Genomic DNA, 25874 nt, shown 5'->3' with positions numbered 1-25874 from the left:
AGAATTCGATTTCGTCGTCCCACCTCCGCACAGTTGAGTAGAGCTGTAAAAGCTGATGAAATCAGCGTAGTAGAGCCCACTCAACCACTGCGTCTTGCTCGACAATCCAAAGACAATTGAGAGGCTAGGACTTTTGTCCCAGCCTCTTTTTTAAACTCTTAAAGCTCTGCTAGTCTTTCTATTACAGCCATTCCTTGTAACGCTTGATATAAAGGCCTTTCACAAGGGTTACGCTAACCATATAAAGCACAATAATCAAGAAAAGGCAAAGGAAATAGGTGCCATTGAGTGGGGCAGTCTTCAGAACTGACGCAAAGAGGCTATAAGGCAAGGAAGTGACAAAGAGCGCTGCCGCCATGGTCGTCACAATGACAGACAAAGCGGGACGACTTTGCACAAATGGCAGCTTAGGTGAGCGCAACATGTAGATGACCATGGTCTGGGTCCACATAGACTCAATAAACCATCCTGTTTGGAAAAGAGTGATAAAGGTCACTGCCTGTTCAGTACCAGCTTGATAGCTGCCTCCTGTGATCATAGGAACGATAATAAAGTAGAGCACCAGATAGGTCAAAACATCAAAAACGGATGAAATCGGTCCAATCCAAGCCATAAAACGGGTAATGGAACTAGCTGACCAGATATGAGGCTTCTTAAGAAATTCACTATCTACATTATCAAAGGGCAGAGCGATACAAGACAAATCATAAACTAGATTGAGGACAATCAGATGAACTGGTGCCATAGGAAGAAATGGCAAAAAGATACTAGCAAAGAGGAGAGAAAAGATATTCCCAAAATTGGAACTGACCGTCATCTTGATATACTTAGTCATATTGGCATAGACCTTGCGTCCCTCTACCAGTCCTTTCTCCAGAACCATGAGATCCTTGTCCAGCAGAATGACATCTGCCGTTTCCTTGGCAATATCGACAGCCGTATCAACAGAAATACCAACATCTGCTACTTTCATAGAAGGCGCATCATTGATACCATCACCCATGTAGCCAACCTTGTGGCCATTGGCCTTGAGCTGGAGGATGATCCGAGCTTTTTGGTCAGGTGAGAGCTTGGCAAAGACTGTCGTGTTCTCCACTGCCTGACTCAATTCCTCATTAGATAGAGCATCTACCTCTACACCTAGCAAGATATTGTCTACATCTAAGCCAACTTTTTCACAGACTGCTTGGGTTACCTTATCATTATCACCCGTCAAAATCTTAGTGGCAACACCGTATTCAGCCAAAGTTTCAATAGCTGGAGCTGCGGATGACTTAGGTGGATCTAGAAAGGCCAGATAGCCCGTCAAAATCATATCGGACTCATCCTTTACTTCATACTCATAATCTTCTTCTAGGTCTGACTTGTAGCTAACACCAAGCACGCGCAGCCCCTGCTCATTGAGTTGAGCCACTTCCGCAAGGATTTCCTGACGAATCTCTTCAGTTAGTTCTGTAATACGATTTTTGTATTCTACATAGCTAGAGATGGCCAGCATTTCCTCCAAGGCCCCTTTGGTCACCATGCTGATGACATCCTCATCATCCTTGACGATGACACTCATGCGGCGGCGTTCAAAGTCAAAGGGCAGCTCATCAATTTTCTTAAAGGTTTGGTCTAAATCACGAACAATCTCATGCTTTTCCGCTTCTTTCTCCGTCCGATTGATAATAGCCCGATCCATGAGATTTTTAAGGCCCGTTTGATAATAGGAATTGAGAAAAGCACGACGGAGCACTGCCAAGTCCAAATCACCATGAATATCCAGCGGGTATTCCAATACAATCTCGTCTTGAGTCAGTGTGCCCGTCTTATCCGTACAAAGGATATCAATAGCTCCTAGGTCCTGAATAGCGTTCAGCTTCTTAATCACGACCTTTTCCTGAGCCATAATAATGGAACCTTTAGCCAAGCTCGCTGTGATAATCATAGGCAGCATTTCTGGGGTCAGGCCGACCCCAACACTGAGGGCAAAGACACCTGCTTCCAGCCAGTCGCCGTCTGTCAGACCGTTGATGAAGAACACGACCGGAACCATGACCAGCATCAGACGAATCAAGAGCCAGGAAATACTATTCATCTCGCGCTCAAAAGAGGTCGGCTCATCATAGGTATTAAGCGTCTGCTCAATGGCTCCCATCATGGTCTCATCGCCAACCACCAGCACCAGAGCTGTAGCTCTTCCGGAAATAACATTGGTTCCCATAAAGGCCAGCGACTCTGTTTCTAAAAGGCTATCGAGATTTTGCCCATCCGCCTTGGTCAAACAGATCTTTTCTACTGCATCACTTTCCCCTGTCAGGCCGGACTGCTGAACAAAGAAATCACGCGAGTCCAGCAGCAGCACATCTGCAGGAATCATGTCTCCAGCACTGAGCTTGATGATATCTCCTACAACAAGCTCATCAATGGGCAGTTCCTGCTCTACTCCTTCTCGAATGACTGTAGCTGTGTTGACAATCAGCCGAGACAGATTGCTAGCAGCGCGGTCGCTCCGCAGTTCCTGAATAAAACGAATGCCACCGGAAATCAGCACCAGAACAACAATGATGATGGAAGTCGTCGGATCTTCCTCACCAGGCTTAGCCAGCCAGACATTAGTAACTAAAGACACGAGGGCAATCACCAATAAGATGACTGTAAAGGGGTTAATGATGGACTCGTAAATTTTCTTGAAAATAGAGTCTTCCTGACCCTTTGTGATGACATTTTCACCATAGAGGTCACGATTTTCTTCGACCTGCTCTTCTGTCAGGCCCCGAAAGGAACTCTTGTAAAATGCCAGAGTTTCTTGCACAGGAAGCTGCAGAGCAGCAACTAATCTTTCTTTTACTGTTTTCATTGGTTTCTCCTTTATGTATGATTGATAATTTTCATACACAGGGACCAATCACTTTATGAGGACAGAACGACACAAATCAGCGATTGGCTGTGTATGTGCGGTTCCGGATGATCGTCAATTTGTATCGTACTTCTCCTTTCTTAGTTTATAAAAGCAGTTAATAATCCCAAGATGCCTGCAAAACATCAAAAGTGGCATTCATCTTCTGTGTCCATTCTTGCAAGTCGGGAAAATTTTCTTTCAAAGAAAATCCAATGACTTCTTCACGTAAATTCCACCAATCTACAAGAGCAACTACTTGGATTGTTGCAATATTTAAAGAAAGTCCCTGCTCAGTAGCCAGTTTCTCTAATAAAGCCAAACTCCGGACATTTCTCTCTTCAATTTGCTGATGTCTGTCTTTCCACCAATGCTCTTTTTCATGGAAAATTTTTTCCGCAACCATCGGCATTGTGTTTTCCAAAATTCCTTCAGCAACGGACAGTATGTTTAAAACGTGCCACTTCTCTATCCCATTAGGAAAAAGCGGAGTTTCCTGACCTAGCTCGTCTAAATATTGGGAAATTAAATCACTACCATACAACCATTCTCCATTGGAAGCTTGAAAAGCAGGAATTCTACCCAAAGGATTATCTTGATTATGCGGTGAATTTTTGTCGAAAGCCACCTGAACTTTCTGAATATCCACTTGCTCCTCTAAATGATGGTGTAAAATTATAGCATAGACTTTACGCGCAAAAGGACTGGTACTAGAATACCATAATTTCATTACTATTCCTCCTTCTTTTTCTTAAGAGGCAGGCAATCAACTATTTCTACTCTTGAAATATTTTCAGCAAAAAAGAAGACCCTGCCAATTCTCGACAGGGTCGTTTGCATGTCAGGTTATTCGCTTCATTGTTTTAAACACAGATAAAACAAGCATTCACCGTTCAAGCTTTAACTCCATAAGGCGATGAAATGAGCTTAGTCTTGACCTTTGCGATCAGGACTGTTGACCAACGAGTAGTGTCTCCACTGCTTTGCGGTAGTCATCCGTATCCTTATGGTAGCCTCACCTACCGATTGACACTATTACTATACTCCTCTTTAGAAAGATTGTCAATAAAGAGAGCTATTTTTATTTTATTTTGGTAAAACTTCCGCAATCCGTCGACAAATCTCTTTGATCATAGTCTTCGGTGCAGCTGTATTGAGACGAGCATGTCCTTTGCCTTCTTGGCCAAAATCACTTCCCCGATTCAGGACAACCTTAGCCTCTTCTCGAAGCAAGTGAAAGAGCTGGTCATCTGTCAGCCCATAAGCTGAAAAATCCAGCCAAGCTAGATAAGTTCCTTGAGGCTTCATGACTCGCAGACGCGGTGCTTCCTTAGCAAAATAATTGACAACAAAATCAATATTTTCCTCTAAGACAGCCTTGAGCTCTGTCAACCAAGATTTGCCATAACGATAGGCAGCTTCCGTCGCTAAAAAGCCAAGACCCGAAATTTCATGCTGGTTATTGGCCAGTTGGCGCTTTTGAAACTCCTTCCGTAGGCTAGGATTCTCAATCACTGCATAGGAATTTTTTGTCCCAGCAATATTAAAAGTCTTAGTCGCACTGGCTAGAATCAGGCTAAAGTCCTTAAAGTCAGGCGAGACAGTATTGAAAGACTGGTGTTTATGGCCAAATAGCGTCAAGTCTTGGTGAATCTCATCTGAAACTACGAGAACGCCATACTTTTGGCAGAGACGACCAATCTTCTCTAAAACTTCCTCTTCCCAAACTCGACCGCCAGGATTATGCGGATTGCAAAGTACGTAAATCTTAACTTCATTGTCTACGATGTCCCGCTCCAGTTGCTTAAAGTCAATCTGAAAAAGACCGTCCTGTTCTATCAAGGAATTAGTAATCAACCGACGATTATTTAGCTTGACACTGCGAGCAAAAGGCGGGTAAACAGGAGTGTTGATCAGAACGGCATCGCCTTCCTCGGTAAAAGCCTGAATAGCCGTTGAAATAGCAGGTACAACTCCCTCTATAAAGACCAAGGCTGCCTGGTCAAATGTGTAGCCATGCTCATCCCGCTCCCAAGCTAGAACGGCATTGATCAACTCCTCACTAGCATAGGTATAGCCATAGACTAACTGATCAGCGTAATCATGCACAGTTTGCTGGATTTCAGGCAGGACTTCAAAGTCCATATCTGCAATCCAGGCTGGCAGGACTTGACTGTCTTTCTCCGCCTCTTTCCATTTATAAGTATGCTGGCCAATCCGATTGGGTGCTGTTTCAAAGTTATAACTTCTCATATTAGTCCTCCAAGGCTGCTCGTAAATCGTCTACCAAATCTCGACTATCCTCAATGCCAATCGACAGGCGCAGCAAATCATCAGTCAAGCCATAGGAATGACGCACTTCAACAGGAATATCTGCATGAGTCTGGGTCGTTGGATAGGTAATCAGGCTCTCCACTCCTCCTAAACTTTCCGCAAAGGTAAAGACTTTCAGGCTATTTAGGAGATGAGGAATCTTGCTTTCATCGACAACTTTAAAGGAAATCATGCCGCCTTTACCTGGATAGAGAACTTCTTTTACTGCAGGAGATGACTCCAGAAATGCAACTACTTTTTGCGCATTCTGAGTAGAGCGCTCCATACGAAGAGCTAGCGTTTTGAGACCACGCAAGAGCAGATAGCTATCAAATGGAGACAGGACTGCTCCAGTTGTATTGAGATTATAGAAAAGCTTATCATAGATGGCAGTATCATTGGTCATGATGGCCCCAGCCAAGACATCATTGTGCCCACCCAGATACTTGGTCGCTGAGTGCAGAACAATATCAGCTCCATCCTCCAGCGGTCTTTGGTAAATCGGGCTGTAGAAGGTATTGTCCACAATGACAGCTGCTCCTCGCTCATGAGCCGCTTGGGAAATGCGAGCAATGTCAAACTCTACCATAAGAGGATTGGTCGGTGTCTCGATATAGACAATATCTATATCCTCTGTTAGCTTGTTCAGGAGTTCTTCTTCCGTATTAGCATAGGTAAAGCTAAAGCGTCCTTCCGCTTCGACCTGAGCAAACCAGCGGAAAGAGCCACCATAGAGATCCCGAACAGCCAAAACCTTACTGCCGACTGGAAAGGCGCTAAAGGCCAGCACAATAGCCGACATACCAGAGCTAGTCGCTAGGGCATAATCTGCACTTTCGATAGCAGCTAGAGTCTCTTCCAAGCTAGCCCGTGTAGGGTTCTTGGTTCGAGTATAGTCATAACCTGTGGACTGGCCAAACTCAGGGTGCTGGTATGTCGTTGAAAAATGCAGGGGGGTTGTTAAGGCACCCGTTGTTGTGTCTGTTTTTACTCCCGCTTGGGCCAACAAGGTATTTAATTTCCGTTCTCTCTCCATTTAACCGTTCCTCTTTTTTTAAAATATTCTACCTTTCTATTGTAACATCTTAAGAAAGTCTTGAGCTTTTTTCTTTTCAAGAGCTAGCTATAGTCTGAAACTATAGAGTAACAATCCAAAAAAAAGAGTCGCTGAACGACTCTTCGTTTCTTATTTCATTCTCAAGCGTTGGCGCAAACTATCTGCCTTTTGTCCGATAAAACGGTCTATGAGCCGAACTTTGAGAGACAGTACGATATAGACGATCATTCCGACTCCTCCAACGGCAGCGACATAGATAAAGCTGTACATTCGATTAGTTGGCTGGAAGATAAAGCTTAGTAGATACTCGACAAGCAGAACCAAGATCACCATGGCAATTGTGAGAATCATACTCAACAGCAGACGCTTCAAGAGGTTCTTAGGATTCAAACCAACAACCTTGCGGATTTCTCTAAACATGAAGAAGATTGGCAGTAAAAGGCCGACGGTCGTTGAAATCAAGGGACCATAAGCATGGAAGAGATTGATCATCGGCACCTGCAGACTGAGCTTGACAAGAACCCCATAAAAGAAGTAGAGAATGGCCTTCTTATTTTGGAACAGAGCTTGAATCATCGGAGCCAGAACTGTATAGGTGCTGAGAATGATCGTCTGCAGCATAGCGCAGATGAAGAGCCCCAGTGCTAGACTATCTGGCTTACCATAGAAAACGGTATAGAGCGGACTAGCCACCAGAACTGCTCCCACTGTTGACGGAAAGATAAAGAAGAGCAACATGCTAAGATTATCTTGCACTAGGCGAGCAGCTGAGCGAAAGTCACCCTTGACATAATTTTCGGTCAAGAGAGGAATCCCGACACCACCGATAGAAGTTGCCACCGCAATTAAAATCATGGTGATTTTATTTGGATTAGCTGAGAAATATGCGAATTGCACTAGGAGCTCTGATTTCGTATAATCGCTAATCTGGGTCATAATGTTGATAAAGGTCGCCTGGTCAATAATCTGGAAAAGCTGAATAGCTGAGCCTGTAATGATAAAGGGAATGGCTTCTCGTATCGTATCCCAGAGGAGGGAGCGACCACTAATTCCCGCGGATTTTTTAGGCTTTCTCATGATAGAGCGTAGCATACCCGTTTTTGCTAGATAGAAAAGTAAGACGAGCATACTTGCCAGCATCCCGACAAAGGCGGCAAAAGTAGACTGGGTCACAGCTTCAACATAGTCACCTGAACCGATTTTCATAATGAAATAAGCTGTCAGTAGCATCCAGATAACCCGAATCACCTGCTCAGAAATCTGGCTGATGGCATACGGTTTAAGATTATTAAACCCTTGGAAAAAGCCCCGAATGACACTCATAGACGGAAAAATGAGCACAGCCCAAGACAAACTCTGCATGACTGGAATCAAGTCAGCCCCGCCACCAGACATTGAGGCAAAAACCGGTGCCATCAAGTACATGATGACTGCAAAGATCAATCCCAATACCAGCATGAACTTGAGGAACTCTCGAATGAGGGCAAAGCTGTGTTCCTCCTTGTCAATGGTATTGTACTTAGCAACTTGCTTGGCAACAGCTACCGGTACTCCTGCTGTGGAAACCAAAAGGAACCAAGCATAGATATTGTAGCCCATGGTAAAGAGACCATTCGCTTCCGCCCCATGCTGTCCCATCCAGATGTACCAAGGAATGATATAGACAGCCCCAAGAAGGCGGCTGATAAAATTACTAGCAGTCAGCCAGGCAGTCCCTCTTAGCATTTTCTGCTGCTGGCTTGTTGTTTCTTGGCTCATAGAAAACCTCTTCTATTTGTTCTTCTTTTATTATAAACTTTTCCTTGCCTCTTGTAAAACATAGCCTTTCGGTTTACAATAGAGATATGATAAAAATTGAATCAATACTAGATATTTTAAAAAAAGACCAAAATTTTCGTGAAATCATCGCTGATGGAGACTACTACTTCAACTATCAGGGCTTGACCTTTGACAAGATTAGCTATGATAGTCGCAAGGCAGATAGTAGAACTCTCTTCTTTGTCAAGGGCGAGCATTTCAAGCGGGAATTTTTAGAAAAGGCTGTAGCAGCTGGGCTAGGGTTTTACCTAAGTGAAACTGACTTCGAAGTCGGAATTCCAGTGCTTCTGGTCAATGATATTAAACAAGCCATGAGCCTCATTGCTATGGAATTTTACGGCCACCCAGAGCAAAAACTCAAACTGTTGGCCTTCACTGGTACCAAGGGCAAGACCACATCGGCTTATTTCGCTTATAATATTTTAAAACAAAGCCACAAACCAGCCCTGCTTTCCACTATGAATACCACTCTGGACGGCAAAACTTTCTTTAAATCAACCCTGACCACTCCTGAAAGTTTAGACCTCTTTGAGATGATGGCTCAAGCTGTAGCCAATGGTCGTACCCATCTCATCATGGAAGTCTCCAGCCAAGCCTATCTTAAAAAGCGAGTCTACGGCCTGACCTTTGATGTGGGGGTCTTCCTCAATATCAGCCCTGACCATATCGGCCCGATTGAGCATCCAACTTTTGAAGACTACTTCTACCACAAACGACTCCTGATGGACAATAGCCGAGCTGTTGTCGTCAATAGTGGCATGGATCATTTTCAAGTTTTGGCTGAGCAAGTGGCCAACTATGACCACGACTTCTATGGACCAGACTCCGCCAATAGCATCCTGCAATCGCAAGCCTTCTCCTTTAAAGCACAAGGGAAGTTGGCTGGTTCCTACGATATCCAGCTGATTGGTCGCTTCAATCAAGAAAATACTATTGCTGCTGGTCTAGCCTGCCTACGACTTGGAGCTTCTTTGGAAGATATTCAAGCTGGTATTGCCCAGACACGAGTTCCGGGACGCATGGAGGTCTTGACCCAGTCAAACGGTGCCAAGGTCTTCGTGGACTATGCCCACAACGGCGACAGTTTGGCTAAGTTGCTGTCCGTCGTACAAGAGCATCAAAAAGGGCAGACCGTTCTTGTACTAGGGGCTACTGGCAATAAGGGAGAAAGTCGACGCAAGGACTTTGGTCTCCTACTCAACCAGCATCCTGAAATCAAAGTCATTTTAACCGCAGATGATCCAAATCGTGAAGATCCGATTGCTATCGCGAAAGAAATTGCTAGCTACATCTCCTTTGAGGTGGACATGATTGCCGACCGAGAGGAAGCTATCAAAAAAGCCCTCAGCCTAACCAATGCTAAAGGCGATGCAGTCATTCTAGCTGGCAAGGGAGCAGATGCCTACCAAATCATCAATGACCAAAAGGTCCCCTATCCCGGTGATTATACACTGGCAGAAAAATACATATAAAAAAGGACTCTTGAAAGTCCTTTTTTATTATCCATTCCACATCACTAAGACGTAGAGCAAGCTGCTGCCTACCATATCAGCAAAGGCGTGTGCCAAAAAGAAAGGCAGCAAGTTTTTAACCTTGTATTTATAAAAGAAATAATAGAACAGACCAAAGACCACGCCAATCAGAAAAGCAGAGACTAGCCCCTGATAGGTATGGACAGAAAAGCGAACCAGCGTTGAAAATGCTAAAACCCACCATTTGCTTTCTTCTTTCACCGATGTGAGCAAGCCTAAGAAAAAGAATTCCTCATAAACACCATTGAAGAGAGAATAGAGAATGACGACAGGTCCTAGCGCAGCTAGTTTGTGAAAAACTTCGACAAAGGTCCAGTCGATATGCTGCAAGATTTCTAAGTCAAAATAATTATAGGAACCGACTAAAGCTGCTATCACATCAGAAGTCAGGCCGACAACCGCAAAAATCAAGGGCGCCCAAAGAATAGACCAAGACAAGCGTAGTTTCAGCTGTTTGAAATCATAATGGCGGATGCCTAGATAGATAAGTGCTAACACCAGCAGGAAAACTTGCAATTTCAAATTGCTCAGTAAGGCAAAATTTTCATCCTCTGGTCTGGGCACGATTACTTGCCCCACAGAGCTGGACATAGTCAGCCAATTTATTGTTGAGGAATAAATAAATTGACCAAACATAATAATTGCTAAAATCAACATATCGAACCATCTAAGGTTCTCCAGTGGTTGCTCGGGATAGATTTTTTTCAACATTGTCATTCTAATTCCTTTCCCAACTTCTATATACTACTATAGCACAGAATATGGCAAAATGACAGGGCAGTTTGTCTAATTTTTCCCTCACTTGAAAACAGGGAGGAAAGAAGCAAGGCTGAGATACGATTATCCCAGCCTCTGATTTTAGTCTTCTTTTTTGAAGGAGTTTTTCAAGCCTTCTACTGCTCCCTCGACAGCTCCTTTTGCATCTTCTACAACTTCCTTGGCTTTAGCAACTGTTTTTTCGACCGCACCTTCTGCTTCTGTCTTGCTATCGCCAGTGACTTTGCCAAGACCTTCTTTGAGAGCGCCTTTGGCTTGATTGAGTTTATCTTCTAGTGACATAAATCTGCCTCCATTCTTTTTCGGTCTTTGATACCGTTTACAGTATTTTAAGACTTTTCAAGGCAAAGGTCAATTATTCTGCTCATTGGCAACATATCAGTCCAATTGGAAGATTAGGCGCTCTTTGTCAAAGCTAGCCTGCAACTCATACTTGCCAGCCGCATTCTGACGAATGTAACCTAGAATCACCAGACTATCGACAAAAATATCTCGACGCTTCTGCAGGAGCTCATCCTTGCGGACATACTTGAGAAGGAAAGTCGTCATATATTTCAGGACATATTCTGGATTCACATCGCCCAAGACAGCATAGAGAGGCTTCTGCTCCTCAGACAGCGGATACTGTCGCTGCATTTTATAAAAATAATTGGACAAGGTCAGTTTATCTCTCTGAAAATCGGTCTTTTCCAGCAAAATAGCCGCATTAGTCTGATTAGCAAGCTGAGTCTCAAAGCTCAAATTCAACAATTCCTGATAGATCGGACAATCATCTCGAATAAAGATTTCCTGATCCAAAGATAGATTTTCTAGTTTCTCCAAAAGCGGGACTTGCTGATAATAGCGCTTATTCTCCCGCCGAATATAGCCCGCCTTGATACATTCCTCCATGAAGCGATCTAGATTGGGAAAGCCCGCAAACTCACGTTTGATTTCTCTTAAAATCACATCATCCTGCTGATCCAGATAATTGATTAGTTTTTCAAATAAGGTCTGTCGTGTCAGCCGAGTCGGATTGAGAATTTTAATCATGGAGCTCTCCTTTAAAAATGAGTTTGGCTGATTGAGCCAACTGACTGGGATTGGTACCAGGCTGCCCTAATGGTACAGCCACTCCCAAATCCTCATAGTAAGCCTGCCAAAATGTAGAAACAGCATTTTCACCATCAGCAAACTGCATGGGAATGGTCTCAAAAATTGACAAAATCTGAGCAATATATTCCGAGCAGTAAAATCCCTCGCTCTCAGCATAAAAACTAGCATTATAAGGCTTTCCAAGATGGGACTTGGCTTCTTTAAAGGCGGCAGAGGCATCTATCTCTGGATAAGCAAAGACATGATAGATGTCCTCTTCTTCCAAAAGCCGGCTCAAGGGCTGATGCGTCACTCCCTTTTCCTGCGTCGCGTGGTAAATTTCACCATCAAAAAAGATACCCACATGGCTATAGGAGCCCGTTGCTGTCCGAATCGCTGCTGCCATTTCGGATTTCCCAACTGTAAACAATAGATCACCATTTTGTAAATCTTGAATCTTCATTTCTCTCGTCTATCAAAAAAGGAGCCGAAACTCCTTTACGTGTGCAGAAAACCAGTGTTTCCTATTTTGAGTTATCACTCAGGAAATTAAGCATTAAAACTTTCAGTCAACTGAGGCACGACTTGTTTCTTACGTGAAACGGCACCAGCCAAGAAAGCATGGTTGTTTTCAAGTTTAAAGTTGAAGGCTGCTTCAACCTTGTCCATGTTTGCGCCAATTGCAAGGATTTCTGAGTTTGAATTCACGATGTCTGTAATCATCAAAACAAAGTCAGAATAGCCATTTGCTGCAATAGCCGCTTGCATTGCTGCCTCGATCTCTGCTTGGCGTTCCAAAACTTCAGCAATATCAACAGTGTTGACTTGGGCTACACGGACATTATTTCCATTCAATTCGAAAGTCTTGGCATCAATGTCGATCAATTCTTCAGCAGATTTGCTTGCCAAGTTTGTACCAGCCTTCAGCATAGCGAGACCGTATTCTTCCAAGTTCACACCTGCTAACTCAGCCAACTCAGGAGCAATATCCTTATCACTTGGGTGTGTCGTTGGAGATTTCAAGAGAAGTGTATCTGAAATCAAACCAGATAACATCAAACCAGCAAGCTCTTTAGGAACTGCCACACCGTGTTCTTTAAACATACGATAAACGATAGAAGACGCTGACCCAACAGGTTCCAAACGCATGTAAAGTGGGCTTGCAGTTTCAAAGTTAGCTACACGGTGGTGGTCCACCACGCCATAAACTTCCACTTCAGCAATATCTGAAACAGATTGTTGGAATTCATTGTGGTCAGTCAAGATGACTTGCTCTGCACCTTCTGCTTTAGCAGATGTGATCACGCGTGGTGCTTCTACACCAAAATAGTTCAAGACAAAGGCTGTTTCTTCATTTGGAGTCCCAAGAGCTACTGCTTCTGTATCCAAACCGTAAGCTGTTTTTGCAAGATAAGCAAAAGCTACAGATGACCCGATGGCATCTGAGTCTGGATTTTGGTGACCAAATACTAGAATCTTAGACATGATAATACCTCTTTGTTTTTAATAATATCTATTCCACTTATTTTACCACAATTATGGGTATTTCACAAAAGGAGAAGGATATTTTCTTGAGAAAAATTGTAGCTTTGCAATAGAGGGCTGAGCTGAACCTTCAAAATAATCATCCAACCTTAACCGTCGATACAAGTACCATCTCCGATGAAAGTCCCCAGAAGAAATATTTGCCTTATCATTTTTATTTTCTGTGAAAGAACAAGAAGTTTTTTATAAAAATCAGCCCTATCATAAGATAGGACTGGAAATTTTATCAATTTAAGAATATGGGCAATTGTCTCTATTGCTTAAGCGACTGTCTTTTCTCCCGCTTAGCCAAAATAGGCAAGATGACTCCCAAACTAATCAAGACAATCGGCGTCAAGATATTTGTCATCAGAGAGAAGCGCCAACCAGCTGGATCAACCGCATAGTCTACCTTAGGAACCATACCTAAAATACAAGCAAAGGCTGTGAAGAGGAAGCACCAAGCTCCAATAGCAAAGCCGACTTTTGGATTTTTAGTAAACTTGTACTCTGCATCCTTGTACTTCTTCCAAGCTTTATTGAGTAACATATAAGCCACAAACACCCAGAGATAACGCATGGGCATAACGATAGAGTTAAGATTGGTCATCCATTTAACTAGACCGTCAATTTCTTTGATTCCAAAGATAGGTAGAATAATCAAGAAGCTGACCAAAATCCCTGTCAAGATGTAACCGTTAATCAGCACACCTTTTGATGTCCGCTTGCGTAGCCAGCTTGGAACAAATTCCTCATCGGCATTATTGAGCAAGATTTGCAGAGGCGCATCAATAGAGAAGGCCAAGGCCGCAATCTGTCCGACCATATTGGTCAGGGCATAGATAACGACTAGCACATTGCCCACACCCCAGTAGTTACCCAGCATTTGGAAGGCTTGATAAGCACCATTACGCATTAAATCTTCAGGAATATTGCTACCGTCAAAGAGCATACCCATGGCTAGAGAGCCTAGAATAGCAGATGCACCAACCATGATAGCCATGACAATCATGCCCTTTGGAAATTCCTTAGCTGGATTGCGAGTTTGGTTAACGTAAGGCGAAATTTTCTCAGCCCCACCGACCGCAAAGACCAAAAGCGAGATAGTTGTAAAGTATGAAAAATCAAAATTAGGAATATAAGTGCTGAGTTTGTCCATATTAGCCGTCGCAAACTGCATGTCCGGCTTGATAAAAGGCGCGCCAACCGCTAAGAGAACAAAGAGGAAGGACATAATCAGCATGGCACTTCCAGCTAGACCGCCAATGACCTTAAGTGTGGACAGCCCCTTGGTGGACAAGTAGAGGAAGGCACCGAAAATCAGCAAGCTAAGAATAACAATCCAATGGAAATCCAAGCTGCTCAAAAAATCGCCATTGCCTTGGATAGCCCAACCTAAAGGAATCAAAACTCCCTGCGGCTTTTGAGCCAAGTAGGGAATATGCACCACCCAGTAAGTCCAAGCCGCAAAATAAGCCAAGCGCTTGGTAGAAGTCTTCTCCACCCAGTCGCTGACACCACCTCCGCTTTCCTTAAAAGTCGATCCTAACTGTCCCACGATGAGGGCATAGGGAATAAAGTAAATGGCCAGGATAAGAATCCAAGAAACAACGACTGAAATCCCCTGTTGGGAGTAGTTGTTGACCACATTTCCCAGACCCCAAACCATATTAAAGGCAATCAGGGACACCATCAGCCAAGTCAGCTGGTTCTGATCTTTTTTCATCATTCATCTCCTTTGAATATAAAATAAATAGTTCCATAAAATTATACCATGTTTTTACATTTTTGTAACCGTCTTCAGCATATTTTGTCCAAAAAAAAGAGCTACCTATAGGTAGCTCAAGTTCAATTCTTAAAGTGAGTTCACGTCAACCTTGATACCAACACCTTGAGTAGTTGTGATAGTCAAGTTTGTTACGTAAGTTCCTTTAGCTGTAGCTGGTTTTGCTTTTTGAATTGTTTCGTTGAACGCTTTGAAATTTTCAACCAATTTTTCAGCTTCAAATGATACTTTACCGATGATTGCTTGAACGTTACCTGCACGGTCAGCACGGTAAGTGATCTTACCACCTTTAGACTCTTCAACTGCTTTAGCAACATCCATTGTTACAGTACCAGTTTTAGGGTTTGGCATCAAGTTACGTGGTCCAAGGACACGTCCAAGACGTCCAACAAGAGCCATCATGTCAGGTGTAGCGATAACTACGTCAAAGTCCAACCAACCGTCGTTGATTTTAGCAACAAGGTCATCTTCACCAACAAAGTCTGCACCTGCAGCTTTCGCTTCTTCAGCTTTTGCTCCACGTGCGAAAACAAGAACGCGTGAAGTTTTACCAGTTCCGTTTGGCAATACCATTGCACCACGGATTTGTTGGTCAGCTTTTTTAACGTCGATATTCAAGTTGTAAGCAACTTCTACAGTTGCGTCAAATTTTGCAAAGTTAGTTTCTTTTGCAAGTGCTACAGCTTCTTCTACGCTGTATGCTTTTGTGCTGTCGATTTTTTCAAGAGCAGCACGAAGTTGTTTGCTTTTTTTAGCCATTTTCTATTCTCCTTGTAAGTGGTTCAATCGATTTTCATCTCCCACGTCACTTCTCGAAATGATGAAGTCTTGCGGGTTATATTGGGGGTGTTATTGATTAGTCAACAACAGTGAATCCCATAGAACGAGCAGTACCTTCGATCATACGCATTGCAGACTCAATGTTTGCTGCGTTCAAATCTGGCATCTTAGTTTCTGCAATTTCTTGTACTTGTGCACGAGTAACTGTAGCAACTTTCGTTTTGTTAGGTGTACCTGATCCTTTTTCAACACCTGCAGCTTTTTTCAAAAGAACAGCAGCTGGTGGTGTCTTTGTAACGAAAGTAAATGATTTATCTTCGTATACTGAGATAACAACTGGAATGATCATACCAGCTTGATCAGCTGTACGAGCGTTGAACTCTTTTGTGAATCCCATGATGTTGATACCAGCTTGACCAAGAGCAGGTCCAACCGGTGGAGCTGGAGTAGCTTTACCAGCAGGGATTTGCAATTTTACAAGTTTTTCGACTTTTTTAGCCATTTTTAAATCCTCCTTTGTGGTTTTGGCGGTAATTAGAGATTTTTACCTCCCACAAGTATGCTTTTTGCATACTTTTCTATTATACACTAATCTTTTCAAAATGCAAGAAAAATTCTTATATTTTCTTATTTTTATGGTAAAATGGTTACATGGTATTATTAAAAATTGCTTCTGTATTATTTATTTTTTTAACACTTATCTTATCGATTATCGCGGTGAAGGTCTTCAAGCTAAGAAAATTTGGCTTGAATTTTGCAGATTTGGCTTTCCCTTTTTTTGCTATAGAGTTGTATATCATTTCAGACAAAGCCTTCTACCATAGTCTTTTACCCCACCTATTATTCGTCTTGTCTGGCCTGTCTATCGCTATCACAGCTTATTTTCTCAGGAAAAAACGGACTTTCTACTATCCCAAGTTCTTTAAATTCTTCTGGCGAGCTGGTTTTATCTTGACTTTCTTTATGTACCTAGCCATGGTCATCGGTCTCTTTTTGTAACAACGTAAGACACGCCCCCATTGGTTATAGCCGATGGGGTTTTCGTATGCGGAACTTACAAGTCATGTTTTTACTGAGAAACAAATATCTTCCGATTCTCTTAGTCTTATTCGTGAATCTCCAGAGGCAGGCCATCGGGATCAAAGAAGAAAGCCATCTTACGACCATCAAAGTCGTCATAGCGCAGCTCGGTATGGGGAATCTCCAATCGGTCAAATTCCGCTAGCATTTCTTCAACATTTGTTACTCGGAAAGCCAGATGCCGCAGACCAGTATGCTCTGGAGCAGGCAGGGCTGGCCGCTTAGGAGCCTCTTCCTTGATGAAAATTTCCAGCGTCAGATTTCCTTTGCGGACATTAAAGAGAATGTCCTGTTTGTCTGGCCGGTGGTGCTCATCCAGCTGTTCAAAGCCCAGCTTTTCCACATAAAAATCCCTGGTCTTGGCATAATCATGGCCAATAATCGCAATATGGTGAATGCTATCTAGTTTCATAACTTTTTCCTTACTTTTTCCTTTCATTCTTCAGTAGAGAAAATCTGCCGGCTGACTGCTGACAGATTTGTTTTTATCAAATGATTATCTTGCTAGCAAACTAGTGAAAATAAAGATTAATTAGTCTGCAAAACCTTTCTCGGCTTGGTTCCTTCGGCTGGACCGATAACGCCTGCCGCTTCAAGTTCTTCCATGAGACGAGTGGCCCGATTAAAGCCGACCGAGAGTCGCCGCTGGATCATCGAAGCGCTGGCTTTCTGAGTCTCGATAACCAAGGCCTTGGCTTCTTCAAAGAGCGGATCACCTTCATCGTCGCCACCACCAGACTCCATATCACCTTCAGAGACTTCGCCAGGATCAAAATTATCATCATAGTCAGCTTCAGCTTGATTCTTGACAAAAGCTACGATTCGCTCCACATCTTCATCTGAGATAAAGGAGCCCTGCAGACGAACCGGATGGTTTTCATCAATAGGCTTAAAGAGCATGTCCCCACGACCTAAGAGCTTTTCTGCTCCATTTTCATCCAGAATGGTCCGACTGTCTGTCCCGCTGGACACAGCAAAGGCAATCCGAGACGGCACATTAGCCTTGATCAAGCCCGAGATAACATCTACAGATGGCCGCTGGGTAGCCAGAATCATGTGAATCCCAGCCGCACGCGCCTTTTGTCCCAAACGAATAATAGCGTCTTCCACTTCCTTGCTGGCCACCATCATAAGGTCTGCCAGCTCGTCCACGATGACGACGATTAAAGGTAAGGGAACTTGCTTATACTCAGATTGGGCATTGTACTCGGCTACCTTGGCATTGTAGCCAGCAATGTTACGGGCACCGACCTTGGAGAAGAGTTCATAGCGGTTTTCCATCTCGTCTACGACCTTCTGGAGGGCACGGCTAGCCTTGCGAGGATTGGTCACAACAGGGATCAGCAAATGAGGAATGTCGTTATAAACGGACAGCTCCACCATCTTAGGATCAACCATCATAAACTTGACTTCATCCGGTCTGGCCTTCATGAGAATGCTGGCGATAATACCGTTGACGGCCACAGATTTTCCAGAACCAGTAGAGCCCGCTACCAAGAGATGGGGCATCTTAGCCAAGTCAAAGGAGCGTACAGAGCCGTTGACAGCCTTCCCAAGTGGGATTTCTAGGAGCTTGCTGGCATCCGTTTTCGACTGTTCCCAAAGTTCTCGGAAGGTCACGGTCGCAATTTCAGAGTTGGGCACTTCGATCCCGACAAGAGACTTCCCAGGAATTGGTGCCTCAATCCGCACATCCTTGGCAGCAAGAGCAAGAGCCAAGTCATCCGCCAAATTGGAGATCCGATTGACCCGAACGCCGACAGCTGGCTTAACCTCGTACTTGGTGACAGAAGGCCCGATTTCAGCTCGCTCAACAGTAACCTTAATCCCAAAGCTAGCAAATGTTTCTTCCAAAATCTTGATGTTTTCTCGGACAATCCGCTTTTCTTTAGACTGATTTTTGGGCTTATCAGGCGCAAAGAGATTGATGGTCGGTAATTTATAGTCTAGACTTTCTTTGGTCGTAAAATCTACCTCTACGTCCGCCTCTGCTTCTTCTATTTCCTCTTCGCGACCAAAGTCTAGCGGCTCATGAGGATTATAGGCTCCCTCTTCAGCATAGTCCGCCTCGTCAAAGTCCATAGGCGAATAGGACAAGTCCTCGTCATCTAAAATCTCTCCCGTTTCAGAATCTACTTCAGCTTCTGCCTGCTCTACCTCAATGGCTTGCATAGCTTCCTGTGCAGCTTTCTCCTCCTGCTCAAGAAAACGAAGCTGACGTTTTTCTTCCTCTTTTTCCCTCCAATTTTGGAAAGCCACGCTAAATTTCTCAGCAAGATCATAAAGCGACCATGGACTCATGAGCAGAGCCCCCAGCAAAATCAGGAGCAGGCCAATGAAATAGGAGCCGATATTTGAAAAAAGAAAAGAAATCGGAGCATAAAGAGCCGCCCCAATCAGCCCACCACCAGCAAATGAGGACACTTTAAAGGCCAACAAATCTGTCAAGACTCGCGTAAGCGTTGTGGATAAAACCTGCCCTTTCAAATGCAAAACATGAACAAAATAGGCTTGAAAAATTAAGCTGAGTCCTAAGAAAAAGCTGATAAAGCCCGAAATCTTCCCCTCATGTTTGTGCAGCCACTTAAAGAAAAAGAGATAAAACAAGGCAGCTAGAATCGCCACATAAGCCAGACTCCCTACCAGAACCCGAATTAAGTTATAAATGGTGACTCCAAATGCCCCCAGCTTCAAGGCAGCAAACAACAAAACAATAGCCAAAACAAAGGTGACTATCATCCGTCGAATCGCTTTCTGTCTTTCTAATTCCGCTTTTGTCGGCCTTCTCGTAGTCCGACCGTTTCTTGTATTTTTCTTATTTGCCATAACTTTCATTATACCATATTTTAAGATCTTCTAAAGAGAAAACTAGCTGCCTTTTGCAACTAGTTTCTGCTTTATTCTTCTGGCAAAATCAACCAAAAAATGAGGTAGGGAAGAAGTCCAATCCCATAAGCGAAAAAGGAGACTCCCCAGATGACACGAATGATAACCGGATCTATATTAAAATACCGAGCTAAGCCGGAGCAAACTCCCGCAATGATTTTATCATCAGCACTTCTTGTTAAACGTCTTGCCATAATCAAACTCCCTTCAAATCAACGATAGATTTTTATCAAACGAAACCAATGATTTTTATCTTATTTTACCATAATTTTTCCTCAAATAATTGTTGGAACTTCACTATCGCCCTCAAAATCTTCAACTTTTTCTTAATTTGGGAAAGGTTCCTGGATACGCCCTAGTATAAAAGGCGAGAGCGGTCCAACCAAGAGGAAGTTGAGGGGGACTGCCATTACAAAGTTTCTTCCCCAAGCTCCCAAATAACGTTCCACTAACAAGGATTCACCCTAATATTTTGCCAGCGTTTATGATGATCTTTTAAAAAACGAACGGCCAATTCTTTGGCCAAGGATACTACTAAAAGAGCATCTATTTGAAAGGCCGCTATGAAACTAGATGAACAACATAGCTTCCTAAAAATTTCTAGACACAAGTGCTCCATTCCTGATGTATCACATTCATTCTAACATATATATTTTTTCTAACAAGCAGAAATTTCAAGAAAGTGTTTCTATCACTCAGATTGGTAATCCTTAGTTATTTTTGCTAGACTAAGTAGAAGAAAAGCATCGAAAAGGAGAAAACCATGCGAGCAGGTGTGATTATTTATAATCCTTTCTTGGACAAGATTTTGCTGATTCACCGCTGGAAGAACGGACAAGAGTATTTCGTGATTCCCGGTGGAACTATTGAGCCTGGAGAAAAAGCTTTAGAGGCTGCCTTACGGGAAATGAAAGAAGAAGTCAATCTTAGCTTTTCTGTCGATCAGCTGCGCACAGCTTTTTCCCTTAATAATCAGAGCAAAGAGGAGTATTATTTTTACGCTGAACTATGTACGGCCGAGACTCCCCGCATACAAGGCGAGGAGCTTGAGCGCAGTAGTCTCCAAAACATTTACCAGCCCGAATGGGTCAGCTTGCAGGATATTTACAGCCACAATCTGCGCCCAGAAAGCCTCAAATCCCTGCTCTTGGAATTTCTGACGCAGGAAAGTTTGAAAAACTAAAGCACTTATAGTAAAATAGCAATAGTGCATAAACTTATGCTCAGAAAGGTTCCTTATGAAAAAAATCATTCTTTTTAGTCTTTTATCCGCACTTGCTCTAGCAGGTTGCTCCACTAAAGAAGATTCCACTACCAAGTCATCCAGCACCCCCACACAGTCTTCTGCTGCCACTGCTACCGATACCAGCTCTGAGGCAGCTGAAATTCAGAAGCTCCGTGAGCAATACAAGGATGCCATGACAAACGAGAATGCCAACTTCCCGCAGCTATCTACAGAAGTTGCTGAAGACGAGGCTGAAGTCAAGATTATCACAACACAGGGAGACATTCGCCTCAAGCTGTTTCCTAAATATGCTCCTTTAGCTGTCGAAAATTTTCTGACACATGCAAAGGAAGGCTATTATAACGGTGTGATTTTCCACCGCGTTATCAATGATTTCATGATTCAGACCGGCGATCCTAAAGGAGATGGCACGGGTGGCGAATCCATTTGGAAAGGCAAGAATGAGTCTATTGACTCAGGAAATGGCTTCAAAAATGAATATTCTCCTTACCTCTACAACTTGCGCGGTGCATTAGCCATGGCCAATGCTGGAAAAGACACCAACGGCAGTCAATTTTTCATCAACCAAAGCAAGAAAGACTTATCCAAACAATTACCGACCGATACTTTCCCAGCTAAAATCATTGAAGCTTACAAAAATGGTGGAAATCCAAGCCTTGACGGCGGCTATACCGTTTTTGGTCAAGTCATTGAAGGAATGGACGTGGTAGACAAAATCGCTGCCACAGAAACTGGCGATAAAGATAAACCCAAAACAGATATTAAAATCGAAAAGATTGAAATTATAAAAAAATAAGATAAAGTCAACTCGAGCTCTGCTCATCTTATGAGTTAGGTCTTAGTGTCAACAAAATAAAAAACCAGTCCCCAAAAAACGAGGACTGGTTTTACTATGCATTTTTCTAATCATATAGCAGCTCAACTCCACTTTTAAAGTGAGGTATGTAGCTTCTAACTTTTGAGAATAAGGTAGACGCTAAGTCTGCAATTAGATTTTATTGGACATAATTACCACCTGTAAAATGATAATATTCTTCCAGTGTGAGACCAGATTCGGAAATTTCCTTGGCCTCTTTTCCTACATAGCGTAGATGCCAACTTTCGGGCACATAGCCAGTAGAACCCTCCTTGCCAACAGGATAGCGTACTACAAAACCATATTTATAGGCATTGTCCAAGAGCCACTGACTAGCCCCAGCTTCTTCAACTAGATTGCCGCTATTATCAATCAAATCAAAAGCTAAACCAGTTTGGTGCTCGCTGTAGCCCGGTCTCGCCGAATAACGATCAGCCGCATCCTGTCCATCTCGATTCACATAACTTTGATAAAGGCCGACTTGAGTTTGATAGCTACGAAAACCGCTATATTGGTTGCTGATAGGATAACCTTTGGACTGCATATCTGCGATTAACTTAAGTAATTCTGCTTTAGCAGTCGGATCCTCACCTGGATTGTAGTCAGCTGATAATGGATAGTGTTTATTGGCGATGACTATTTCGTCATATTTACCTTGAACGCTATAATAGCTTCCGTTGTAAGAAACATTTTTATCGATAGTTACGTCCTGTTTCTGCTCCTTCTTAGACTCCGCACTATCCGATTCACTCCTTGTATCTTGGCTAGATGAGCGGTCTTTTTCAGCCTCTTTTTTTTCAACAGATACCTTTGAGCTACTTGCCTGCTTGTTTGTACTACTTTCAGTCTTGTCTTTAGCTGCTGAGCAAGCACTTAAAAGCAAGACTGACATTGCTAGAAAAATAAGTTTATTATATTTCATTGTATTCCACTAACTTTCTGAAACTTCAATATTATAGATTGCAAAGGAATTTCCGGTCGGCTTCAAATAGTAAGTTTTATTTTTTCGATTGACACTATTTGGAGTACTATCAATATAGTGAACTGTATAGTCTTCATAAGTTGTCACAATATAGGACCCGTTCTCCTCTCTCACTTCACGGATATCCAAAGCTCCTGGATCGTAATAATCAATTTTCGCCTTCTTGACACCACCACCTGTAGTCCACTCAACCATTTCCTTGTATGCTGGACTAGAAGTGTCATAATATTGAGCATAATAATTAGAACGATTAGAAACCGATCTGAAAACAGCCGTGCGATATTCGCTAAGGAAATTGGTGATTTTTGCCTTGTTAGCTTCCACCTTTTTAGCTTCTTCGTCCTTTTCTTTGATCTTATCTGTCACTTCTTTAGGTAAAGATAAAGCAACATCAAGCGTGTCTCCCTTGACAACAATACTTTCCTTGTTGGTTACAAAAGTGTTATCAGCAACAACAAACTTAGCATAAACTTCCAGTTCTTGATGTGGGACAACTTGAATATCTGTTTCCAAGCTACTACCAATTTCCTTGCCATTTACAACAATTTTAAGGTCTGTTGCATTTGAAGCTTCTGCTGGCATAATAATCTTCAATCGTTTCTTTTCAGATTTAAGATCCAATTTAATTTCATTATTCTTAGCAGTTGCTAAATCAAGCTGAATCTTGCTCTCAATTTCTCCGACTTCCGTCTTCCCTTTCAGGGTAAATTCCTGCTTGATAAAATGATATTTACCAATATTCGTTTCAGCATTCTTACTCAAAGTAAGGCTTTTCTTATCTCCTGCTTTGATGCTCGCATTGTCTAAGTTCGTGTTAACCTTAACCTCTACAGGATAGGCCACTATTTGATATTCCTGGAAAATTCCAAATTTTTTGCTCTTTTCACTCACACCTAAAAGTTTATTCTGATTGTCATCAATATAAGCTGATTTACCCTTTGATTTAGCAATATTATCCAACTCGGTCTCAATATTGATCTCTTGACTCTCTAAGTGCTCGACTAAAGCCCTCGCGTCTGCACGTGTCCACTTATCTGAATTCGTAGAGAGAAGGTTTGCAATTCCATCATAATCCTTTTTAGTAACTGCTTTTGAAAAATCATCCGTCACTACTTTAACACCTGTCACAGATCTCAGATATAGAAAGGCTGCCACCAAAACAGAAACCAAAATAAGAGGAAAAGCAATCAGCATGGCTTTCTTCTTCGACATTCTTTTTTCTGCTTTTTTTATTGCTTTCTGTGGCAATTCCGAATCCAATAATTCAGAGCGGATGGGCAGATTAAGAAACCCTTGATTTCTAGCTTCTAAAAATTCCTCTTTAGTCGGCTTTCTACCAATATTCGTCTCGAAAGCTTGCAGCCAATTCTCCCGTTGCTCTTGGTATTGATCCGATTCTGAAATCTCTTGCTTCTCTTCTTTAGGAGAATCCACAACAGATTCTTCTTTGAAAAACTCTAGGGCTGGTTCCTCTTGCCCCAAATTTTGTTCCTGAGTCACCGAGCTTTGCTTCTCTTCAGCTGCCCCATCGTTACCTTGTCCTGCTGGAGCCGCAATAGAAATAATCTTTCTGGGATCAAAATCAGAACGTTTTCCTTCTAAAAACTCATCTGCGGTTGGCTTTCTGCCAATCACTTGCTCAAAAAGCTCAACCCATTTTTCTTTCGTTGCCATAAATCACCTCCTAAAACCTTACATCATCATAAGACTCATTAGCAATGAGAAAGCGATAAAAGTAAAGATAAATGTAATCACACCATTGACAATAATTGCCAGTAAATATTTATAAAAAGGATCCATTGACGTGCTAGATTTTGAATAAATCAAAGCAAAGGTTGCACCAACCCCAATTAACACTAAGCCGATCCATGCTAGGAAGAGGGATACAGACATAATGCCTAATAAACTAAATAAAGCAGAAAGAGCTACAAAAGGTAAGACAATCGCATAGAGCCGGCCATACCAATCAAATGCCTTATTAAAGCTAAAGCTTTCATCCTTATAAACCATGCGTTTTACAGCAAAACCTCCTAAAATAATGGAGAAAAGAACGAGAGCTACAGCTATCAGTGAGACCACTAACAGTCTAAAATTAAAAGTCGGGCCACTATAAAAGCCAAAACTCACCGAATAAATAAGATTATAAAAGTTATAATTCACCACAATAGCTGCAAAGAAAACAATCAAACCTAGAGAAAGATAGCCATTTAATTTGCTACTTTCAACTTCTGAAGTTGGCGACTTCCAAGCAGAAATAAGCCAGGCCCAGAAACCTTTCATCGTTTTAGAAAATTCACTTGGTTGCGCCGGCTGTTGCTGACTATAGTAGGCCTGTGGACCTTGCTGGAAATTCTGCGCATTGAACTGGCCTTGCGGATTGTTTTGATATTCTTGTTGGTTGAAGCCTTGCGGACCAGAAGATTGAGGCTGACCAACAAACTGGTTAGGTTGCCCACCATTTGGCTGTTGATAAGGATAGCCCTGCTGAGCAAACGATTGTGTTTGATTAGCAAAATGATTTAGGTTTTGCTGTTGCTGAGGAAGCTCTTGATATTGCTGCCCAGTTGGCTGAGCGAACGGGGCTTGTACATTCTGTCCCTGAAAAACATTTTGCGTCTGAGCATAATATTCACCGTTTGAAGGTACTCCTTGCGCTTGTGCAGTTCCTGTCATAGTTGAAGCAGCTTCATTTCCAACTTGAGTCGCACCGACCCCTTCAGGTTCTACAAACTCACCAGTTAGGAAAGCCTGTGCAATTTCTGCATCCGTCGCTGAACGGCCATTCACAGCTTCAAAATATTCAAGCCAATCTTGCTTTAGCATATAAAAATCTCCCATCAATAAATGATTATCCTCATATTAGTATACAAAAAATCAGGTGAAAATTCAATCAAGGCAATAGGCACGCATAAACACCAAAAAATATGAAGTAAGCCAAATACTTTAATCAAAAAGTAAAAAGATCACATCCTATATGGATACTATCTAATTTACTAAACCTCTAAATTATAGAAAAGCCCAAAAACAGAACCCCTAAAAAGCTCTATAATTTCTGTAGTGGGTAACACCACTGTAGGAATTATGGAGCCTATTTCCTTGTAGAAAAAGAGCCCCATAAAATATAAAAAAACAACAGCATTTAGCCGTTGTCTTTTATGAATTAGTATATCGGGAAGACAGGATTCGAACCTGCGACACCTTGGTCCCAAACCAAGTACTCTACCAAGCTGAGCTACTTCCCGATCATAAGTAAAAACGGAGCCATATGACCTCGTTTCCCTT

At 42.6% G+C, this 25874-nt stretch carries 23 protein-coding genes, 1 tRNA gene and 1 riboswitch; of the genes, 4 read left to right on the top strand and 20 right to left on the bottom strand.

Annotated features, from left to right (window positions below):
- Nucleotides 1-181: 181 nt before the first annotated feature.
- The 5 genes from mgtA to O3651_RS06625 form a co-directional block, all read right to left on the bottom strand.
- Nucleotides 182-2842, bottom strand: coding sequence for a magnesium-translocating P-type ATPase (gene mgtA, locus O3651_RS06645; RefSeq protein ID WP_371609966.1), 2661 nt, complete (start codon nt 2840-2842; stop codon nt 182-184).
- Between the two features lie 157 nt (nt 2843-2999).
- Entirely contained in the window at nt 3000-3611 is a 612-nt protein-coding gene (locus O3651_RS06640; RefSeq protein ID WP_125388333.1) for a glutathione S-transferase family protein, read from the bottom strand.
- 148 nt (nt 3612-3759) lie between these two features.
- Nucleotides 3760-3915: riboswitch (M-box (ykoK) riboswitch) on the bottom strand.
- Between the two features lie 52 nt (nt 3916-3967).
- Nucleotides 3968-5134, bottom strand: coding sequence for a MalY/PatB family protein (locus tag O3651_RS06635; protein ID WP_371609965.1), 1167 nt, complete (start codon nt 5132-5134; stop codon nt 3968-3970).
- 1 nt (nt 5135) lies between these two features.
- Nucleotides 5136-6230, bottom strand: a complete 1095-nt coding sequence (locus tag O3651_RS06630) for a cystathionine gamma-synthase (RefSeq protein WP_371609964.1) — start codon at nt 6228-6230, stop codon at nt 5136-5138.
- A gap of 150 nt (nt 6231-6380) precedes the next feature.
- Nucleotides 6381-8009, bottom strand: a complete 1629-nt coding sequence (locus O3651_RS06625; protein ID WP_125388338.1) for a polysaccharide biosynthesis protein — start codon at nt 8007-8009, stop codon at nt 6381-6383.
- A gap of 86 nt (nt 8010-8095) precedes the next feature.
- On the opposite strand from O3651_RS06625, the gene O3651_RS06620 reads away from it, so the two are divergent.
- A complete protein-coding gene (locus tag O3651_RS06620; protein WP_371609963.1) occupies nt 8096-9541 on the top strand; it encodes a UDP-N-acetylmuramoyl-L-alanyl-D-glutamate--L-lysine ligase in 1446 nt (481 codons plus the stop codon).
- A 27-nt stretch (nt 9542-9568) separates the two neighbouring features.
- On the opposite strand, the gene O3651_RS06615 is transcribed toward O3651_RS06620, so the two are convergent.
- The 8 genes from O3651_RS06615 to rplK all read right to left on the bottom strand — a co-directional run bounded on the left by O3651_RS06615 (nt 9569) and on the right by rplK (nt 16044).
- Nucleotides 9569-10318: a CPBP family intramembrane glutamic endopeptidase gene (locus O3651_RS06615; RefSeq protein ID WP_371609962.1), complete on the bottom strand. Its 750-nt coding sequence runs from the start codon at nt 10316-10318 to the stop codon at nt 9569-9571.
- 141 nt (nt 10319-10459) lie between these two features.
- Nucleotides 10460-10660 carry a CsbD family protein gene (locus tag O3651_RS06610; RefSeq protein WP_371609961.1) on the bottom strand — a complete coding sequence of 67 codons (201 nt, stop codon included), beginning with the start codon at nt 10658-10660 and terminating at the stop codon, nt 10460-10462.
- Between the two features lie 96 nt (nt 10661-10756).
- Nucleotides 10757-11410: a DUF1803 domain-containing protein gene (locus O3651_RS06605; protein WP_371609960.1), complete on the bottom strand. Its 654-nt coding sequence runs from the start codon at nt 11408-11410 to the stop codon at nt 10757-10759.
- Entirely contained in the window at nt 11403-11915 is a 513-nt protein-coding gene (locus O3651_RS06600; RefSeq protein ID WP_371609959.1) for a YiiX/YebB-like N1pC/P60 family cysteine hydrolase, read from the bottom strand. The genes O3651_RS06605 and O3651_RS06600 overlap by 8 nt, the downstream gene beginning before the upstream one ends.
- 86 nt (nt 11916-12001) lie before the next feature.
- Nucleotides 12002-12937, bottom strand: coding sequence for a manganese-dependent inorganic pyrophosphatase (locus O3651_RS06595; protein ID WP_062004654.1), 936 nt, complete (start codon nt 12935-12937; stop codon nt 12002-12004).
- Between the two features lie 313 nt (nt 12938-13250).
- A complete protein-coding gene (locus O3651_RS06590) occupies nt 13251-14702 on the bottom strand; it encodes an APC family permease (RefSeq protein WP_371609958.1) in 1452 nt (483 codons plus the stop codon).
- A gap of 129 nt (nt 14703-14831) precedes the next feature.
- Nucleotides 14832-15521: a 50S ribosomal protein L1 gene (gene rplA / locus O3651_RS06585; protein ID WP_001085675.1), complete on the bottom strand. Its 690-nt coding sequence runs from the start codon at nt 15519-15521 to the stop codon at nt 14832-14834.
- Nucleotides 15522-15618: 97 nt separating this feature from the next.
- Nucleotides 15619-16044, bottom strand: a complete 426-nt coding sequence (rplK, locus tag O3651_RS06580) for a 50S ribosomal protein L11 (protein ID WP_001085808.1) — start codon at nt 16042-16044, stop codon at nt 15619-15621.
- Between the two features lie 149 nt (nt 16045-16193).
- On the opposite strand from rplK, the gene O3651_RS06575 reads away from it, so the two are divergent.
- A complete protein-coding gene (locus tag O3651_RS06575) occupies nt 16194-16541 on the top strand; it encodes a DUF3397 domain-containing protein (RefSeq protein WP_125380369.1) in 348 nt (115 codons plus the stop codon).
- Between the two features lie 106 nt (nt 16542-16647).
- On the opposite strand, the gene O3651_RS06570 is transcribed toward O3651_RS06575, so the two are convergent.
- The 3 genes from O3651_RS06570 to O3651_RS06560 all read right to left on the bottom strand — a co-directional run bounded on the left by O3651_RS06570 (nt 16648) and on the right by O3651_RS06560 (nt 19702).
- Nucleotides 16648-17034 carry a VOC family protein gene (locus tag O3651_RS06570; protein ID WP_125380370.1) on the bottom strand — a complete coding sequence of 129 codons (387 nt, stop codon included), beginning with the start codon at nt 17032-17034 and terminating at the stop codon, nt 16648-16650.
- Nucleotides 17035-17150: 116 nt separating this feature from the next.
- Nucleotides 17151-19448: a DNA translocase FtsK gene (locus O3651_RS06565; protein ID WP_371609957.1), complete on the bottom strand. Its 2298-nt coding sequence runs from the start codon at nt 19446-19448 to the stop codon at nt 17151-17153.
- 71 nt (nt 19449-19519) lie between these two features.
- Nucleotides 19520-19702, bottom strand: a complete 183-nt coding sequence (locus O3651_RS06560; protein ID WP_125447208.1) for a PspC domain-containing protein — start codon at nt 19700-19702, stop codon at nt 19520-19522.
- A gap of 569 nt (nt 19703-20271) precedes the next feature.
- Here O3651_RS06560 and O3651_RS06555 point away from each other — a divergent pair.
- Together O3651_RS06555 and O3651_RS06550 are read left to right on the top strand one after the other, a co-directional pair.
- Nucleotides 20272-20691 (top strand): NUDIX domain-containing protein, encoded by a 420-nt coding sequence (locus O3651_RS06555; RefSeq protein WP_371609956.1) that lies wholly within the window; start codon nt 20272-20274, stop codon nt 20689-20691.
- A gap of 55 nt (nt 20692-20746) precedes the next feature.
- On the top strand, nt 20747-21550 hold the full coding sequence (locus O3651_RS06550; protein ID WP_371609955.1) for a peptidylprolyl isomerase: 804 nt from the start codon (nt 20747-20749) through the stop codon (nt 21548-21550).
- Between the two features lie 199 nt (nt 21551-21749).
- Here the strand turns inward: O3651_RS06550 and ldcB are convergent, their stop codons facing one another.
- The 4 genes from ldcB to O3651_RS06530 form a co-directional block, all read right to left on the bottom strand.
- Nucleotides 21750-22532 (bottom strand): LD-carboxypeptidase LdcB/DacB, encoded by a 783-nt coding sequence (gene ldcB / locus O3651_RS06545; RefSeq protein WP_371609954.1) that lies wholly within the window; start codon nt 22530-22532, stop codon nt 21750-21752.
- Between the two features lie 9 nt (nt 22533-22541).
- Nucleotides 22542-24266: a hypothetical protein gene (locus O3651_RS06540; RefSeq protein ID WP_371609953.1), complete on the bottom strand. Its 1725-nt coding sequence runs from the start codon at nt 24264-24266 to the stop codon at nt 22542-22544.
- A gap of 18 nt (nt 24267-24284) precedes the next feature.
- Entirely contained in the window at nt 24285-25415 is a 1131-nt protein-coding gene (locus O3651_RS06535) for a DUF6574 domain-containing protein (protein WP_371610001.1), read from the bottom strand.
- A gap of 345 nt (nt 25416-25760) precedes the next feature.
- Nucleotides 25761-25834 (bottom strand) — tRNA-Pro (locus tag O3651_RS06530).
- Nucleotides 25835-25874 lie beyond the last annotated feature (40 nt).

The organism is Streptococcus sp. 27098_8_73 (genome assembly GCF_041432495.1).
Lineage (GTDB): Bacteria > Bacillota > Bacilli > Lactobacillales > Streptococcaceae > Streptococcus.
This window is presented reverse-complemented; position numbering and strand designations above follow the sequence as displayed.

What these genes read in the sequence shown, in the direction of transcription:
- O3651_RS06565 (WP_371609957.1), bottom strand. Translation starts at nt 19,448, where the DNA reads ATGGCAAATAAGAAAAATACAAGAAACGGTCGGACTACGAGAAGGCCG.
- ldcB (WP_371609954.1), bottom strand. Translation starts at nt 22,532, where the DNA reads ATGAAATATAATAAACTTATTTTTCTAGCAATGTCAGTCTTGCTTTTA.
- O3651_RS06535 (WP_371610001.1), bottom strand. Translation starts at nt 25,415, where the DNA reads ATGCTAAAGCAAGATTGGCTTGAATATTTTGAAGCTGTGAATGGCCGT.
- O3651_RS06570 (WP_125380370.1), bottom strand. Translation starts at nt 17,034, where the DNA reads ATGAAACTAGATAGCATTCACCATATTGCGATTATTGGCCATGATTAT.
- O3651_RS06590 (WP_371609958.1), bottom strand. Translation starts at nt 14,702, where the DNA reads ATGAAAAAAGATCAGAACCAGCTGACTTGGCTGATGGTGTCCCTGATT.
- O3651_RS06640 (WP_125388333.1), bottom strand. Translation starts at nt 3,611, where the DNA reads ATGAAATTATGGTATTCTAGTACCAGTCCTTTTGCGCGTAAAGTCTAT.
- O3651_RS06600 (WP_371609959.1), bottom strand. Translation starts at nt 11,915, where the DNA reads ATGAAGATTCAAGATTTACAAAATGGTGATCTATTGTTTACAGTTGGG.
- O3651_RS06575 (WP_125380369.1), top strand. Translation starts at nt 16,194, where the DNA reads ATGGTATTATTAAAAATTGCTTCTGTATTATTTATTTTTTTAACACTT.
- O3651_RS06625 (WP_125388338.1), bottom strand. Translation starts at nt 8,009, where the DNA reads ATGAGCCAAGAAACAACAAGCCAGCAGCAGAAAATGCTAAGAGGGACT.
- O3651_RS06560 (WP_125447208.1), bottom strand. Translation starts at nt 19,702, where the DNA reads ATGGCAAGACGTTTAACAAGAAGTGCTGATGATAAAATCATTGCGGGA.
- O3651_RS06615 (WP_371609962.1), bottom strand. Translation starts at nt 10,318, where the DNA reads ATGACAATGTTGAAAAAAATCTATCCCGAGCAACCACTGGAGAACCTT.
- O3651_RS06605 (WP_371609960.1), bottom strand. Translation starts at nt 11,410, where the DNA reads ATGATTAAAATTCTCAATCCGACTCGGCTGACACGACAGACCTTATTT.
- rplK (WP_001085808.1), bottom strand. Translation starts at nt 16,044, where the DNA reads ATGGCTAAAAAAGTCGAAAAACTTGTAAAATTGCAAATCCCTGCTGGT.
- rplA (WP_001085675.1), bottom strand. Translation starts at nt 15,521, where the DNA reads ATGGCTAAAAAAAGCAAACAACTTCGTGCTGCTCTTGAAAAAATCGAC.
- O3651_RS06620 (WP_371609963.1), top strand. Translation starts at nt 8,096, where the DNA reads ATGATAAAAATTGAATCAATACTAGATATTTTAAAAAAAGACCAAAAT.
- mgtA (WP_371609966.1), bottom strand. Translation starts at nt 2,842, where the DNA reads ATGAAAACAGTAAAAGAAAGATTAGTTGCTGCTCTGCAGCTTCCTGTG.
- O3651_RS06555 (WP_371609956.1), top strand. Translation starts at nt 20,272, where the DNA reads ATGCGAGCAGGTGTGATTATTTATAATCCTTTCTTGGACAAGATTTTG.
- O3651_RS06635 (WP_371609965.1), bottom strand. Translation starts at nt 5,134, where the DNA reads ATGAGAAGTTATAACTTTGAAACAGCACCCAATCGGATTGGCCAGCAT.
- O3651_RS06540 (WP_371609953.1), bottom strand. Translation starts at nt 24,266, where the DNA reads ATGGCAACGAAAGAAAAATGGGTTGAGCTTTTTGAGCAAGTGATTGGC.
- O3651_RS06610 (WP_371609961.1), bottom strand. Translation starts at nt 10,660, where the DNA reads ATGTCACTAGAAGATAAACTCAATCAAGCCAAAGGCGCTCTCAAAGAA.
- O3651_RS06550 (WP_371609955.1), top strand. Translation starts at nt 20,747, where the DNA reads ATGAAAAAAATCATTCTTTTTAGTCTTTTATCCGCACTTGCTCTAGCA.
- O3651_RS06595 (WP_062004654.1), bottom strand. Translation starts at nt 12,937, where the DNA reads ATGTCTAAGATTCTAGTATTTGGTCACCAAAATCCAGACTCAGATGCC.
- O3651_RS06630 (WP_371609964.1), bottom strand. Translation starts at nt 6,230, where the DNA reads ATGGAGAGAGAACGGAAATTAAATACCTTGTTGGCCCAAGCGGGAGTA.